The sequence below is a fragment of the Affinundibacterium flavidum genome (genome assembly GCF_014284175.1).
Classification (GTDB): Bacteria; Pseudomonadota; Gammaproteobacteria; order Burkholderiales; family Burkholderiaceae_D; genus Undibacterium; species Undibacterium flavidum.
This window is the reverse complement of record NZ_JACOGA010000005.1, coordinates 137,183-152,621: the sequence shown is the minus strand read 5'-3', so window position 1 is coordinate 152,621 and position 15,439 is coordinate 137,183. Positions and strand designations below refer to the sequence as shown.

Sequence of the window (15,439 nt, the reverse complement as noted above, 5' to 3'; positions counted from 1 at the left end):
TTTGACAACAAAAATAAATGTGCTTTGTAGGTCTGCTTTGTAAATGTACGTTGTGAATGTGCCATGCGAATGTGCCTTACGAATTTGCCATATCGAGGCAGTCTTACTAATCCATACACGAAAGCTAAGTCAACAAACGATTAGACCTAGTTTACGCCTATAATAGGCGGCTTTTATAGACTGCAATATTGCCATTGTTGCTTTCATTGCTGTAGGGAGCCAGCCTTAGGCTGAGTTTCATAGCAAGGCAATGCACATGTCTGTTAGCTCAATCTTAAGTGCCAGAGAAACATTTAAATTAATGTCATCAAATAACCATTCCATGCGCCGGAAAAGTCATCCAATAAAAACGCTATTATCGCATTCATCGACGCAAGCAGCTATGTTTCCGGCAGGTCCGGCATACGCGAAGACTTTGATGGCAGGTATTTTGCTCACCGCCTTTAGCGCGGCGCAAGCGCAACAAGTGGTTCCAGCGCACACTCCGAATACAAAAGAACAGCCGGGTCTGGACAAGAAAAATCCTTCAGCAGAACCTGCAATGGCGCAGAGCCCTATTGCAAAAACTGACAACCCAGCCTCAACAATCTCAATAACGCCAATAACGACAGTACTGAAAGCGGAACAAGTCTCCGGCCAGCCAGATCGTATGATTCAGCTCGAACATCAGGTCGAAGTAACGCGCGGCAATTTGAATTTTAGTGCGGATCAAGCGACTTATTTGCAATTGGATGATCAATTAGACGCGGTCGGTAAAGTGACTTTGAAGCGCAATGGCGACTGTTATCGCGGCGACGTGATGAGTTTTATTTTAGAGACCGGCGCAGGGTTTGTAAAAAATCCTAGCTATTTTTTCGCGAAAAATAATGGTCAGGGACGTGCCGAAAAAATTGAATTTGAAAGCGAAGAAAAAGCTAAAATTTCTAATGGCACCTATAGCACCTGTGAAGGTTTAGATCCGGATTGGTATTTGCGCGCAGATACGATGAGCCTCGATACTGGATTAGATACAGGCGTTGCGGGTAAATCGGTCTTGTACTTCAAAGGTGTTCCGATTATGGGCACGCCTTCTTGGCTGAACTTTAGCTTCCCTTTATCTGGCGCGCGTCATTCAGGTTTATTACCCCCAACGGTAGGCCATTCTAACAAGGGCGGTATTGAATTTGGCACACCATATTATTTCAATATCGCACCTAATCGTGATTTTACTTTGCATCCAAAATTCATCGCACGTCGTGGTTTGCAATTGGGAATGGAAGGACGTTACTTAGGCGAGGCTTATGCTGGCGAAACTGCGGTTGAAGTGATACGCGATAAGTTGACCGATACGACACGTTATTCCGGCAGTTCTGTGCATAGGCAAAATTTCACGCCAGAGCTGGTACTCTCATGGAATTTGAACAAAGCGTCTGATAACGATTATCCGGCCGATTTCTCGAATTCAACGACTAAGACCGCGCAGCGTCTGTTGGTGCGCGATATCGGATTTGATTACTATGGCAGTTTCTGGAATGCCGCATTACGTTCCACGAGTTACCAAGTTCTGCAAGATATTACCGCGCCGATTACTTTGCCATATGAGCGTTTGCCACAATTGAGCTTTCATGCAGGGCAGAGCGATGTAGCGGGTTTGGATTGGTCAGTTGATGCTTCAATGACGCGTTTCTGGCATCCGACTTATACTCGTGGTCAGCGGGCGGTATTTAATCCGCAAGTTTCTTTGCCTTATATCCAGCCAGCTTACTTTATCGTACCGAAGCTAGCATTTCATGCGACCAGCTACCAGATCGATAATCCTGCGGCCGGTAAGCCAGATAGCTTGCAAAGAACCGTGCCGATTTTCTCTATTGACAGTGGCTTAGTGTTTGAACGTCGCGCCAGCTTATTGGGCGAGAAAATGACACAAACGCTGGAACCGCGTCTGTTCTACGTGAACACGCCGTATCGCGATCAAAAAGATTATCCGTTGTTTGATACCGCACTCGCCGATTTTAACTTTGCACAGATTTTTAGTGAAAACCGATTTACCGGCCACGACCGTATCGGGGATTCCAATCAGGTCACAACGGCGCTGGTTTCCCGCTTTATTGAAGACAACGGGGTTGAACGTTTCAAATTTGCACTAGGTCAGCGTTTCTATTTCAATACGCAAAAAGTGAGCTTGGATGGGAAATCCAATCCTAGTCGCTCTGATTTATTGTTAGCGGGCACGGGGCAGATATCGGATTCTTTGAATGTCGAAGCGGCCTTGCAGGTGAGCCAGAGTGATCGCCAATCAGTGCGTTCGAATTACGCAGTTCGCTGGCAGCCGGCACCGAAGAAAATACTTAATCTGCAATACCAATTTCAGCGTGAAGTCTTGAAGCAGCTAGAATTGTCTGGTCAATGGCCGATGGCGCATCGCTGGTACGTTGTGGGTAAGAGCAATTATTCTTTGCAAAATAATAAACTGGTCGAAGGCTTAGCAGGCTTTGAATATCGTGCCGACTGCTGGGCTTTGCGTTTCGTTACGCACCGATTCGCGACTACGAACTTATCGAATAACTCTGGTTTTTCTATACAGTTAGAATTAAACGGCTTGGCAAGAATAGGTTTTGGCTCAAATCCTGTCGAAACTTTGAAAAAGAGTATTTCAGGTTATCAGGCTACGAATTAGCGTGTATATTGCAGCTTTCGCCAGAAAATGGCGATAAAAGTCGAGGATGAATAGCTAGCGCCTCATTTTTATTATGAATTTTGGATCACTATGCGACACAATTTGCACATGAATCAATGGAAACGTCCCGCCGCTTTGACTCTTTCAGTTTGCCTGACAGCCCTATTTGGACTTTCTTTTTCTGCCGCCGCTTTTGCTCAGACTGCCAACAAGCCTGCAAGCCAAACTGCTTCACCTGTAGCGCCGATTGAAGATCCTCTGGCGGCTGGTGCGAAAATTACACCAAAAAAAGCTTCAAAAGCGCAAGTGATTAATGGTATTGCCGTCGTGGTGAACGACGAAGTGATTACTAAGATGGAAGTAGATGAACGGATTAACTCCATCGAACGTAATTTAAAAGCGCAAGGTACGCCATTGCCTGCCCGTGCTGATCTGGAAAAGCAAATTTTGGAACGTATGATCATTGATCGCCTGCAAGTGCAACTCGCTAAAGAGCAAGGTATGCGCGTCGATGACATCATGCTTGATCGTGCTTTGCAAAGAATGGCAGAACAAAATAAAACAACGCTGCAAGAAATGCGCAATCAGATCGAACGCGAAGGCGCGTCGTTTGCATCCTTCCGCGAAGAAATTCGCGATGACATCATGATGCAACGTGTGCGTGAACGTGAAGTCGATAGCAAATTACAAGTTTCCGAATTAGAAGTGGATAATTTCCTCGCAGCGGAAGCCGTATCGCCAAGTAAAAATCAAGAAATTAATCTTGGTCACATCATGGTGCGTTTCCCAGAAAATGCAACGCCAGAAATTATCGCGCAAAGGAATGCACGCGCGCAGGAAGTCTATAAAAAATTGCGTATCGGTGATGATTTTGCCAAACTCGCAGCGACTTATTCCGATTCGAATGAAGCTTTAAAAGGTGGCGAAGTCGGCTGGCGCGAACAAGATAAAATCCCGACGATCTTCGTTGAAGCGGTGAATAAAATCAGTTTCGTCGGTGGTTTTTCAGAAATCATCCGCAGCCCGAATGGCTTTCATATTTTCAAACTCTTAGGGAAGCGCGATATTGCGCCGGTTGCTGCTGCAAATACAGTACAAGAAACTAATGTTCGTCATATTTTGATGCGTCCTACACAATTGCTGACAGCGGCGCAAGTCAAGAGTACGCTGGCAGAATTGAAGCAAAAGATCGCAAACAAGACAGCAACGTTTGAAGAGTTGGCAAAAGCGAATTCTGTGGATTCTTCTGCTTCTAAGGGCGGTGATTTAGGCTGGGTACATCCGGGCGATACTTTCCCTGATTTTGAAACGACGATGAATAAATTGGCGGTGAATGAAGTCAGTGATCCAGTTGAAACGCAAATGGGTTTTCACTTGATTCAAGTGTTAGATCGTAAGGTCAGTGATGATGCAAAAGAGCGCAAACGTGTCGCAGCGCGTCAATCAGTACGTGCTCGCAAATCAGAAGAAGCATTGCAAGACTGGTTACGTCAATTACGTGATCGCGCTTATGTTGAATTCCGCAACGAGCAAAAATAAGTGGAAATAAGCTGAATTGAGCTGAAATAAGCAGGAATAAAACTTAAAAGTAACCATCAAAAATAATGGGATCGAATCTACCTGTCATCGCGATTACTGTTGGTGAGCCCGCCGGCATAGGACCAGAAATTTCCTTACTGGCGGCGTGGGAATTGCGTGCGCAGGTCAGACCCATCTTGATAGGTGACGCGGCTTATCTGGCGATGTTGGCGCATGATCTGGATAAAAATATCCGTCTTATGGGCATCTCGCAGCAAGCGCTCAGACACAATGGTTTGCCGGGCTGCGGTAAAGATCAAATTACCGTTATCGATTGCCCACTGGCAGCGCATGTTCAAGCTGGGCAGCTCGATCCGCGTAATGGTCGTGCCGTATTAACGACCTTAGATGTCGCTATCGAAGCGATACAACGTGGCTGGTGCGATGCGATGGTCACAGCGCCACTGCAAAAAAGTACGATTAACGACGCCGGTGTTGCTTTCACTGGGCACACCGAATATCTGGCGCAGCAAACCAACACACCGCAAGTCGTGATGATGTTGGCATGTGAAGCATCTAAGCATTTGCCTCAGCCTTTACGCGTGGCATTGGCGACGACCCATTTGCCCTTGCGTGAAGTGCCGGATGCGATCAAGTTTGATGATCTCTTGCGAACCTTGCAGATTATTCATAACGATTTACAAGAAAAATTTGGTATCGCTAAGCCTAAGATTTTTGTCACAGGCTTAAATCCGCATGCAGGTGAAAACGGTTATTTGGGGCGAGAAGAAATTGAGGTTATTAATCCTGCGATTCAACACGCGCGCAGCTTTGGCATGGATGTACACGGCTCTTTTCCGGCCGACACTTTGTTCCAGCAAAAATATTTAAAGGACGCTGATTGCGTATTGGCGATGTATCACGATCAAGGACTGTCAGTATTGAAGCATGCCAGTTTTGGTTTGGGCGTGAATATTACTTTGGGTTTGCCTTTGATCCGCACTTCAGTCGATCATGGCACAGCCTTGGACTTGGCAAAGTTGGGCACAGGCTTAGCCGATGCTAGCAGTATGAAAGTGGCGATTCGTATCGCCGCAGAAATGGTGGCGCGTCAAAATGCCAGCCGCAATCAAGCCGCAAATCATAACTAAAATCTGTTTTGCATTGCCGTAGCCACTTTGGTGATGCATGCAAAATCATCGATTAATCACTAGTCAATAGTCAGACAATAAAAAATATGAAGCACATCGCACGTAAACGTTTTGGTCAAAATTTTCTCACCGATCAGCAGGTTTTGAATGACATTATCAGCGTCATTAATCCACGGCATGGTGAGAGCATGGTAGAGATCGGACCTGGCTTAGCGGCGATGACACGTCTCTTGTTAGAAGGCTTGGATCAATTGCATGTAGTCGAACTTGATCGTGATTTGGTGGCGCGTTTGAAAAAAAGTTTTGACCCGACTAAATTGATTATTCACGAAGGCGATGCCTTGCAATTTGATTTTGCTTCTATCCCTGTACATGAGGGAAAAAAGCTGCGCATCGTTGGCAATCTTCCTTACAATATTTCCAGTCCATTGTTGTTTCATTTGGCTGAATACGCAGAGCAAGTTGAAGACCAACATTTCATGCTGCAAAAAGAAGTAGTAGAGCGCATGGTCGCGGAGCCAGGTGGCAAAGAATATGGTCGCCTATCAGTGATGCTGCAATGGCGTTATCACATGGAATTACTCTTCATTGTGCCACCCACTGCATTTGATCCGCCACCGCGTGTCGATTCGGCGATAGTGCGCATGATTCCGAAAAAAGAAAAACTGCCGTGCAAATTGCAGAACTTAGAGCAAGTGGTAACCAAGTCGTTTTCGCAACGTCGTAAAACGATACGCAATTGCGTTGCCGGACTTTTTACCGAACAGCAATTGATGGACGTCGGTATCGATCCGCAACTTCGCGCGGAAGCGATACCTCTAGAACAGTATGTCGCGCTCGCGAATTTGCTGCCAGCCTAAATTAAAATTCTGACGCTATGAATCTTACCAATACTCCTGAATGGCAAGCATTATTGGGTCATAAAGCGCGATTGCAAAATCAGCATTTGCGCGATTTATTTGCCGGTGATGCGCGGCGCTTTAAACATTTTTCGCTAGAACTTGATGGCTTGCTGGTGGATTATTCCAAGCAGCGGATAGATGCTGCCGCACTGAATGATTTGATTAAGCTGGCACAGCATTCCCAAGTAGAAGATTGGCGTGATCGCATGTTCGCAGGTGAAAAAATTAATTTCAGCGAAAATCGTGCGGTCTTGCACACGGCGTTGCGCCATACCGATTTCACGCCCTTCCCGAATGCAGAGCATGATGTCATGCCCGAAGTGCACGCCGTGCGAAAACAAATGCGTGATATCGTCGAGCGAGTGCGCAGCGGCTTGTGGCGCGGCTTCAAAGGTGATGCGATACAAAATATTGTGAACATCGGTATCGGCGGTTCTGATCTCGGTCCAAAATTAGCAACACGTGCTTTGTCCGCTTTACAGCACCCGGGTTTGAATTTCTATTACGTTTCAAATTTGGACAGTGCCCATCTTGCACCCCTATTAGAAAAACTCGATCCGCACACGACTTTGTTTATCGTCGCGTCCAAAACTTTCACGACACAAGAAACCAGCATTAATGCGCATACCGCACGAACATGGTTACTTGCCGCGGCGATGGAAGAATGGGCGATCGCCAAGCACTTTATTGCAGTCACATCGAACCCAAGTAAGGCGCATGAATTCGGTATTCCTGACGCGAATATCTTACAAATTTGGGATTGGGTAGGTGGTCGCTATTCGCTGTGGTCAGCGGTTGGTTTATCTGTCGCACTCGCCATCGGTATGCGTGGCTTTGAGCGTTTGCTCGAAGGTGCAGAGACTATGGATAAACATTTCTGTAGTGCGCCCTTAGATAAGAATTTGCCAGTGTTGTTGGCTTTGATGTCGATTTGGAATACGAATTTCCTTGGCGCAGAAACCACCGCAGTATTGCCTTACAACGAATCGATGCGGCATTTGCCAGGTTTTTTGCAACAGCTAGAAATGGAATCGAATGGCAAGACTGTGGGGCGTGATGGCGAGCCTTTAAGTTGCCGCGCGAATCCTATCGTCTGGGGTGAAATTGGCGTGAACGGTCAACATGCGTTCTTCCAATTATTGCATCAGGGTGGTTGGCTGATCCCCTGTGATTTTGTGGTCGCTGCCAGCAGTGATTATCCATTGCCTGGACATCAGGCACCTTTGTTGGCGAATTGCTTGGCACAAAGCTCGGCACTCGCATTTGGTAAAACCGAGCAACAGGCGCGTATAGAATTAGCCGCAGCGGGTTTGCAAGAAACCGAGATCGCCAAGCTCTTACCGCATAAAGTGTTCGCCGGTAATCAGCCTTCGACAACGATATTGATGACCAGCCTCGATCCGTTTCAGCTGGGCATGTTACTGGCTTTGTACGAACACAAAGTTTTTGTGCAAGGTGTGGTGTGGGGATTGAATTCTTTTGATCAATGGGGTGTGGAGCTCGGCAAACAACTGGCGAATAGTTTGTTACCTGCACTTAAAGGTGATCAGGCGTATGACGCGCAGCTTGATGACTCAACTCGCGGTCTGATTTCTTACTTCCGGCGCTACGGCAATAATTGAGGTTCGAACTTCCGAATTGGTAGGGCGAGTTGCACCCGCTCTACCAATTTACCGCTTGTTTATAAGGTCACAGGCGTATCAAATTCACGCTCTATCAATTCCACTTTATAGCCATCGGGATCTTGCACAAACGCGATCACAGTACGGCCACCTTTGACCGGACCAGCTTCACGTGTCACATTCCCACCACGCGCTTTGACTGCTGCACAGGCCGCTGCCGCATCCGGTACCGAAATCGCGATATGACCATAGGCGGTGCCCATCTCATACGATTCAACGCCATAGTTGTAAGTTAATTCCAATTCAGCATGTTCAGGATTGCTGCCAAAGCCTAGGAACGCCAGTGTGTATTGATATTCTGGATTGTCAGAGGTGCGGAGTAATTTCATACCCAATACTTCGGTATAGAAATCGATAGAACGTTGCAGGTTGCCGACGCGTAGCATAGTGTGAAGTAAGCGCATGATGGTCTCGAAAAATTAGAAATAGGGAAGCGGAGATTGTACCCGCATATAAGATTGTTAGCCTTGAAGCCCTGCTCCTAAGGCAAACGATAGGATAGACAATCAGTATGGTGATTAGAATACCGGCAAATCAGCACTCGCATGTTGTCGCAATTGTTGCTTTGCGTGTTCGTATTCTGGGTAGATAGACTCGACTGTCGCCCAAAAATCCGCGCTGTGATTCATCTCGCGTAAATGTGAGAGTTCATGCGCAACGACATAGTCGATAATCGCGGGTGAAAAATGAATTAATCGCCAATTCAAGCGTATCTTGCCTTGTGAGGTACAAGAGCCCCAGCGTGTGCCTGCTGACGATAAGCTCATGGAGTGATAAGTTACGCCTAAACGCTGCGCAAAAATGGGTAGGCGTTGATTGAAGATGTGCTTAGCCTCTTGTTGCAGCCAGCTTTGTACGCGGTCTTTGAGTTGCTGTTCGTGAAAATCAGGCGGTAAAGAAATATGCAATATTTCTTGCTCTGCATCATGTGTTACAGCGCTTCGTCCTTGATGCGCGATACGCAAAGTCAGATGCTTTCCAAGATAGGGGAGGCGTGCGCCATCTTCCCAACGCATGCATGCTTGCATCCGTCTTTTTGCCAACGCATTTTTTTCTTGCAGTTTGCTGATGATCCAATTTTGTTTTTCAGCGATCGCTTGTTCAATATCGGCAAGCGTAACCCAGCGCGGTGCGGTAATACGCAAACCTTCATCAGCAATCAAAAAGCCTATGCTGCGGCGCTTGGAGCGACGTAATTCATATTCGAGGACTTGATCTTGAATGAGAATTTGGCGTTTGCGCGTGCCTGTATTGCCGCCATGGTCAGGCTGACTCGGAGAGCTTGGGCGTTTTTCAACAACGACTTCGTTATTGCCAAACAGATCGTTGAAAAAATCCAATTGCAATGCGCGTTGCAAGCCTTGCATCAAAGAAGGCTGTGATGACTTTGGTGAAATAGATGGCTTTGCAGCGGGCATGCGATATCTCTCAAAACGGTGTATCTAGCAGCGCGCTGAAGAGCGGAAACCCAAGCTCAAGAGCGCGCTTTCTAAGAGTGTAGCATGACTGCGATTGAGCGTTTGATGTGAGAAATTATTTGTAAATTTGTGGAGAAATTACACGCATTTCGGCTTCTATCCACTCTTCGACTTTGCTCATTAGTTCTGTCGCATTCATGTCGCCTGGTGCAATTGGCTTGCCTACGGATACCGTGATCAGACCCGGGCGTTTGATAAAAGAATTTTTAGGCCAGCATTCACCGGAATTTAAGGCGATAGGAATGACCGGTGTATTTGTTTCGATAGCCAGGCGCGTGCCACCGCCTTTGTAATTGCCTTTTTGTCCGACGGGAATACGCGTACCTTCAGGGAACATAATCACCCATTGTCCATCGGCTAAACGTTTGCGACCAATGGTGACGACTTGCGCAAACGCATCCTTGCCTTTGCTGCGATCAATTGGAATCATCTTCATCAAAGAAATCGCCCAGCCAAAGAAGGGGATGTAAGTGATGGATTTTTTAAATACGAAAACCAGTGGGCGTGGCGTCGACATTAACAGAAAAATAGTTTCCCATGCCGATTGATGTTTGGATAAAACGATCACGGGGCCATCAGGGAAATTTTCATAACCACGAGTTTGATAACGGATACCGCAGATGACTTTTGCCGCCCAGATGATAAACACATTCCAGCGCGCAGTTGCCCAATAACGTTGGTTATACGGCAGCGGTGCAAACAAGAAGCAAATCGGTGCCCAGATCACCGTGGCGATGATCATCACTAGAGCAAAAATTAAAGAACGGATAAAACAAAAAGCTGAATACATTATGTGTCCTGAATCGAAATTTCAATCAATGTCTTTAGTGACTAGTCACTAGTTACTAGTTAATCGTTAGTTTCAGTCTGCGCAGTAAGCAATGCATCTACCATCGCACCCAAATCAGAGTGAATTTGCGTGCCTGGTGGCAAGCCACCTTTATTCATAGTGCCCTGGCCTTTGCCGGTTAACACTAAATTTGGAATGCAGCCAACTACGAATCCCGATTGCAAATCGCGCAGTGAATCACCGACGCAATGTACACCTTTGAGTGAGATGTTATAGCGTGCAGCGATCTCTTGCAGCATGCCTGGTTTAGGTTTGCGGCAATCACAATTATCGTCAGCGCTGTGCGGGCAGAAAAACACCGCGTCTATCATGCCACCGACTTGTTCTACCGTTGCATGCATCTTTTGATGTATCGCATTTAAGGTCGTCATCGGAAATAATTTACGCGCCACACCTGATTGATTCGTTGCAACCACCACCGTATAACCAGCCTGATTCAAACGCGCAATCGCTTGCGCTGAACCGGGGATGACACGCCATTCATCAGGGGATTTGATGAAGGCATCGGAGTCGTGATTGATCACGCCATCGCGGTCGAGGATGATGAGTTTGGTGGTGGGTGTCATTATTTCTTAATCCAACAAGGTATCCATAAAATCTTGAAGTCGCTTTGGGTTCCAAATTGTAGGGCGGGAGCAACCCGCGCCGCCAAAACGTAAAGTAGGCGAGGTCAGCCTACTGGCGGCGCGGGTTGCACCCGCCCTACATTCATTCTTTACGCCGCCAACTTAGAAATATCAGCCACTTGATTCAACATGCCATGCAAAGATGCCAGCAAAGCTAAACGATTATTGCGTAAGGCTAAATCTTCAGCATTTACCATCACATCATTAAAGAAACTATCAACGCCTTCGCGTAAAGCAGCCAGCGTCTTTAATGCACCAGTAAAGTCGCCTGCAGCGTACGCGGCATCGACGCCTGGTTTAACATCACTCATGGCTTTGAAAAGAGCTTGTTCGGCAGCTTCTTGCAACAATGCTGGGTTGACAGTGCCCGGCGTGCCTTCGGCTTTTTTCAAAATATTTGTGATGCGTTTATTCGCTGCTGCCAACGATGCAGATTCTGGCAACGCCGCAAAACTTTGTACTGCTTGCAAACGTTCAACGATATTATCCAAAGTATCTGGATTTTGTGCGACCACGGCTTCGACTTCGTTTTGTGAGAAACCACGTTCACGTAATTGTCCGCGCAAACGGTCATACAAGAAACTCAGCACCTCAGCGCCAGGATCTTTGAAATTGCTATTGCCAGTAAACAGATTTGTCGCCGTTGTGATTAAGGCTTGCAAAGAAATCGTCAAACGCTTTTCCACCAACATACGCAAGATACCAAGTGCATGACGACGCAAAGCGAATGGATCTTTGTCGCCGGTTGGTTGCAAGCCTATACCCCAGATGCCGACCAGTGTTTCCAGCTTGTCAGCCAATGCTACCGCAGTGCCCGTCGCGGTTGCTGGCAAGGCATCACCAGCGAAACGTGGTTGATAATGTTCAGAGGCTGCGGCGGCAACTTCTGGATGTTCGCCATCATGCAAAGCATAATAAGTTCCCATGATGCCTTGCAATTCTGGAAATTCTCCCACCATGTCAGTCAGCAAGTCAGCTTTCGCCAGCAAGGCACCGCGTTCCGCGATATTTTCATCGGCACCGACTATAGGTGCGATATGACGTGCTAAAGACATGACTCTGCGGGTGCGATCAGCTTGGCTGCCAAGCTTGTTGTGATACACAACATTGGATAATTGCCCCAAGCGATCGCCTAGCGTTTTTTTCTTATCTTGTTCAAAAAAGAATTTTGCATCGGACAAACGTGGACGCACCACGCGTTCATTGCCTTGAATGATGTGTTCTGGTGTATCGGTCGCTAAGTTAGACACGATCAAAAAGCGTGAACGCAATTTGCCCGCCGCATCGGTCACGGCGAAATATTTTTGATTGGTTTGCATGGTCAGAATCAGACATTCTTGCGGCACTGCCAAAAACTCTTCTTCAAAATGGCATTCATACACGACCGGCCACTCAACTAAAGCGGCAACTTCGTCCAGCAAAGATTCAGGCATGAGAACTTGATCGCCGTTGGCTTTCGCCTGTAATGCAGCGCGGATTTTTTCTTTACGTTCTGCGACATTTGCGATGACCTTACCTTGTTCTGCCAGAGCAGCACCGTAGTGGTCGGCGTGGGCGATGGAAACTTCTCCGGTGGATAAGAAGCGATGACCTTGCGTGACGCGACCCGCAGTTAATCCTAGTGCCGCTAAAGGCAAAATGTCTGTGCCATGTAAAGCGATAATGCTGTGTACCGGGCGTACAAAATGCACGGTCTCACCATCCGGACGTTGATAACTCATGACCTTAGGAATCGGTAATTTGCTGATGGATTCTTCTAGTGCCAACTGCAAGCTGCTAACTAAAGCCGTACCCGGCGCGGTATAGCTATAAAAGAAGCTTTCAGCTTTGCCGTCCACCGCGCGTTCTAAATCTGCTACCTGCAAATTGGGGAATCCCAACGCTGCGAGTTTTTTAGATAGCGGCGGTGTCGCATTGCCGTTGGCATCTATAGCGACAGACACAGGTAAAACCTTCTCACGCATTTGTTTGTCGGGAGAAGTCGCACGCACCTTGGTGATGCTGACTGCCAGCCGACGCGGTGAAGCAAAGCTGGTGGTAACTGAATCAGCTTCCAAAAAGTCTCGTGATTTTAAGCCATGGACGATACCAGCGGCGAAAGCCTCGCCGAGTTTGGCGAGCGCTTTTGGCGGTAATTCTTCTGTAAATAATTCAACTAAGAGTGTGTTATTCATTTTTCTATCTCGATCTATTCTATCTTTGTCTGATACGACCAAACTTGCTTATGTAGGGTGCGCCGTGCGCACCAATTTATTTATCAACAAGGGCAGGTTTTGCGACTACGTATTTGCGCCTAGTCTGCCAACACAGGAACTGGTTTATGCTTATCATCCGCAGCACACATAGGGAAGCCGAGTTTTTCGCGCGAGGCATAATACGCCGCAGCCACAGCGCGTGATAGATTGCGAATGCGACCGATGTACGCTGCACGTTCAGTCACCGAGATTGCACCACGCGCATCGAGTAAGTTGAAGGTATGCGCTGCTTTTAAAATCATTTCATAAGCGGGCAAAGCCAAAGATTTTTCTTCTACGGTATCGGTAATTTCCAATAAACGCTTCGCTTCAGATTCGTAATTGGTGAACAGAGAAAACAAGAAGTCGGTGTTCGAATATTCAAAGTTAAAAGTTGATTGCTCGACTTCGTTTTGATGGAATACGTCGCCATAAGACAAGCGCACGGTTTTGCCATTTTCTTCGCGCTCAGTCCAGACTAAATCGTAGACGTTTTCTACGCCTTGCAGGTACATCGCGAGGCGCTCAATACCATAAGTGATTTCACCCAGAATAGGTTTGCAATCGAGACCACCGACTTGTTGAAAGTAGGTGAATTGCGTGACTTCCATGCCGTTTAGCCAGACTTCCCAACCCAAGCCCCAAGCGCCCAGCGTTGGGTTTTCCCAGTCGTCTTCGACAAAGCGAATATCGTTTTGCTGCAAATCCAGACCCAGGGCTTTTAAAGAACCGAGGTAGAGATCCAGAATATTTTCTGGTGCTGGTTTCAATACGACTTGGTATTGATAGTAATGCTGCAAGCGATTCGGATTTTCGCCATAGCGCCCATCTTTAGGGCGGCGTGAAGGTTGTACATACGCTGCGCGCCAAGGCTCTGGACCAATCGCACGTAAAAAAGTACCGGTGTGTGAAGTACCAGCACCCACTTCCATATCAATCGGTTGTAACAGGGCGCAACCTTGTTTGTCCCAATAGTCTTGCAATGTCAAAATAATTTGTTGAAAAGTGAGCATAGCTCTTCTGCCTTTTTTGCTGGATGGTGACTTAAGTTGCTCGCACAGAGTTCGATTTGCCGTACGGAACTAAGGATTTTATAAACCTTTGATTTTAACCTTTTTTTGCCATGATTCGACGGCTTTGCCCCAGCTTTTCATTCTAATTCACTGCTTTTTTCAGGATCTTTACTAAAGCTGCGGCTAAGCTGCGACACAAAGAAGTTTTTTTGTCGATTAGCCTATACTTTCGACATTCTGGAGCGATCTGCCATTGGCTTGGTTCAATGGAAAGTTGCCTGTGGTGATGGGATGCTTCTGCGCCTGATTCTTCAACTACTTTTTCAACTACTTTTTCGCCTACTGATTCAACTACTTATTCAAGCCCTTATTCAATTCATTATTCATAGTTCAATGCGAGGACAGACATGGAAAATCGGTATTTATCACTTAAATTATGGCGTTTGCGCTTAGGTTTAGGTGCGCTGTTGACGTTCAGCCTGGTTGGGATCTCTATGGTTTCCCAAGCACAAGAAGTCGTTCTGGAAATTAAAACTGGCGCTCAGGTGGCGCAATGGAGCCGTGAAAAGCTCTTGACGGAGGCAGTAGACATTACGATTTTGAAAGATTCTGCCTATCAGCGCACCATGCAGTACCGTGCCGTACCTTTCGCCAAATTGATGCCGAATGTTGGCCAATACGGTTCAGTGCAATTTGTCGCCTTGGATGGCTTTGTTGCGAATATTACAGGTCACGACTTGGCGGGGGCAGGGCAGCCGTATCTTGCAGTGGAAACGCTGGAGCAAGCCTGGCCTGCAGTCAAGCCAGACAATCCTGCGAAAACAGCGAGTGCAGGACCGTTCTATTTGGTGTGGTTAACGCCAGCAGCAGGCAAAATTACGAATGAACAATGGCCTTATCAAGTTGCCAAAATCAGTGTCGAACTACCTTTACAACAAAGGCATCCACAAATTATTCCAGCGGCTGAATCTTTACCTAAGTCGAGGATTAGCTATGAACAAGCAATGCGCGGCATGCAGGTCTACATCAAAAATTGCGCTGTGTGCCACACCATGAATGGCGGTGGCGATGCTGCAATTGGGCCAGATTTGAATCTACCATTTAATCCGACCGAATATCTGCAAGAACCTTTCTTGCGACAATTAATCCGCCAACCCGGAGCGGTGCGTAGCTGGAAGCAATCGCTCATGCCGGGTTTTGATGAGCAAACAATCTCTAAGCAGGAGCTCAATGATTTGGTCGCATATTTGAAGCGTATGGCGAGTCAACGTAAATATAGGTAAAAGCCAAATAAGAGCCGAGAGGGGCAACAAATGCGAAACTCAGAGC

The 15,439-nt window shown here is 47.0% G+C and carries 12 protein-coding genes; 6 read left to right on the top strand and 6 right to left on the bottom strand.

The features are described 5' to 3' along the window. The first annotated feature begins 256 nt into the window (after positions 1–256). The 5 genes from H8K55_RS06825 (at position 257) to pgi (ending at position 7,849) form a co-directional block, all read left to right on the top strand. On the top strand, positions 257–2,656 hold the full coding sequence (locus H8K55_RS06825) for an LPS-assembly protein LptD (RefSeq protein WP_186941327.1): 2,400 nt from the start codon (positions 257–259) through the stop codon (positions 2,654–2,656). Positions 2,657–2,764: 108 nt separating this feature from the next. Then, positions 2,765–4,195 (top strand): peptidylprolyl isomerase, encoded by a 1,431-nt coding sequence (locus tag H8K55_RS06820; protein WP_186941326.1) that lies wholly within the window; start codon positions 2,765–2,767, stop codon positions 4,193–4,195. 65 nt (positions 4,196–4,260) lie between these two features. Continuing rightward, complete coding sequence (pdxA, locus tag H8K55_RS06815) at positions 4,261–5,325, top strand: 4-hydroxythreonine-4-phosphate dehydrogenase PdxA (protein ID WP_186941325.1); 1,065 nt, start codon at positions 4,261–4,263, stop codon at positions 5,323–5,325. 86 nt (positions 5,326–5,411) lie between these two features. Beyond that, complete coding sequence (gene rsmA / locus H8K55_RS06810) at positions 5,412–6,185, top strand: 16S rRNA (adenine(1518)-N(6)/adenine(1519)-N(6))-dimethyltransferase RsmA (protein ID WP_186941324.1); 774 nt, start codon at positions 5,412–5,414, stop codon at positions 6,183–6,185. Between the two features lie 17 nt (positions 6,186–6,202). Further along, complete coding sequence (gene pgi, locus H8K55_RS06805) at positions 6,203–7,849, top strand: glucose-6-phosphate isomerase (RefSeq protein WP_186941323.1); 1,647 nt, start codon at positions 6,203–6,205, stop codon at positions 7,847–7,849. A 59-nt stretch (positions 7,850–7,908) separates the two neighbouring features. Here the strand turns inward: pgi and gloA are convergent, their stop codons facing one another. The 6 genes from gloA to glyQ all read right to left on the bottom strand — a co-directional run bounded on the left by gloA (position 7,909) and on the right by glyQ (position 14,110). Beyond that, positions 7,909–8,313, bottom strand: coding sequence for a lactoylglutathione lyase (gene gloA, locus H8K55_RS06800; protein ID WP_186941322.1), 405 nt, complete (start codon positions 8,311–8,313; stop codon positions 7,909–7,911). A 114-nt stretch (positions 8,314–8,427) separates the two neighbouring features. Then, entirely contained in the window at positions 8,428–9,327 is a 900-nt protein-coding gene (locus H8K55_RS06795) for a M48 family metallopeptidase (RefSeq protein ID WP_186941321.1), read from the bottom strand. A 115-nt stretch (positions 9,328–9,442) separates the two neighbouring features. Further along, a complete protein-coding gene (locus tag H8K55_RS06790) occupies positions 9,443–10,177 on the bottom strand; it encodes a lysophospholipid acyltransferase family protein (protein WP_186941320.1) in 735 nt (244 codons plus the stop codon). Between the two features lie 59 nt (positions 10,178–10,236). Then, positions 10,237–10,803, bottom strand: a complete 567-nt coding sequence (gene gmhB / locus H8K55_RS06785; RefSeq protein ID WP_186941319.1) for a D-glycero-beta-D-manno-heptose 1,7-bisphosphate 7-phosphatase — start codon at positions 10,801–10,803, stop codon at positions 10,237–10,239. Positions 10,804–10,952: 149 nt separating this feature from the next. Next, complete coding sequence (glyS, locus tag H8K55_RS06780) at positions 10,953–13,037, bottom strand: glycine--tRNA ligase subunit beta (protein WP_186941318.1); 2,085 nt, start codon at positions 13,035–13,037, stop codon at positions 10,953–10,955. A gap of 119 nt (positions 13,038–13,156) precedes the next feature. Continuing rightward, positions 13,157–14,110, bottom strand: a complete 954-nt coding sequence (gene glyQ, locus H8K55_RS06775) for a glycine--tRNA ligase subunit alpha (RefSeq protein ID WP_186941317.1) — start codon at positions 14,108–14,110, stop codon at positions 13,157–13,159. A gap of 407 nt (positions 14,111–14,517) precedes the next feature. On the opposite strand from glyQ, the gene H8K55_RS06770 reads away from it, so the two are divergent. After that, positions 14,518–15,393 (top strand): c-type cytochrome, encoded by an 876-nt coding sequence (locus H8K55_RS06770; protein ID WP_186941316.1) that lies wholly within the window; start codon positions 14,518–14,520, stop codon positions 15,391–15,393. Positions 15,394–15,439: the final 46 nt, after the last annotated feature.

Excerpts from the sequence above, each read along its gene's own strand:
- H8K55_RS06825 (WP_186941327.1), top strand. The coding sequence starts at position 257 with ATGTCTGTTAGCTCAATCTTAAGTGCCAGAGAAACATTTAAATTAATG.
- H8K55_RS06820 (WP_186941326.1), top strand. The coding sequence starts at position 2,765 with ATGAATCAATGGAAACGTCCCGCCGCTTTGACTCTTTCAGTTTGCCTG.
- pdxA (WP_186941325.1), top strand. The coding sequence starts at position 4,261 with ATGGGATCGAATCTACCTGTCATCGCGATTACTGTTGGTGAGCCCGCC.
- rsmA (WP_186941324.1), top strand. The coding sequence starts at position 5,412 with ATGAAGCACATCGCACGTAAACGTTTTGGTCAAAATTTTCTCACCGAT.
- pgi (WP_186941323.1), top strand. The coding sequence starts at position 6,203 with ATGAATCTTACCAATACTCCTGAATGGCAAGCATTATTGGGTCATAAA.
- gloA (WP_186941322.1), bottom strand. The coding sequence starts at position 8,313 with ATGCGCTTACTTCACACTATGCTACGCGTCGGCAACCTGCAACGTTCT.
- H8K55_RS06795 (WP_186941321.1), bottom strand. The coding sequence starts at position 9,327 with ATGCCCGCTGCAAAGCCATCTATTTCACCAAAGTCATCACAGCCTTCT.
- H8K55_RS06790 (WP_186941320.1), bottom strand. The coding sequence starts at position 10,177 with ATGTATTCAGCTTTTTGTTTTATCCGTTCTTTAATTTTTGCTCTAGTG.
- gmhB (WP_186941319.1), bottom strand. The coding sequence starts at position 10,803 with ATGACACCCACCACCAAACTCATCATCCTCGACCGCGATGGCGTGATC.
- glyS (WP_186941318.1), bottom strand. The coding sequence starts at position 13,037 with ATGAATAACACACTCTTAGTTGAATTATTTACAGAAGAATTACCGCCA.
- glyQ (WP_186941317.1), bottom strand. The coding sequence starts at position 14,110 with ATGCTCACTTTTCAACAAATTATTTTGACATTGCAAGACTATTGGGAC.
- H8K55_RS06770 (WP_186941316.1), top strand. The coding sequence starts at position 14,518 with ATGGAAAATCGGTATTTATCACTTAAATTATGGCGTTTGCGCTTAGGT.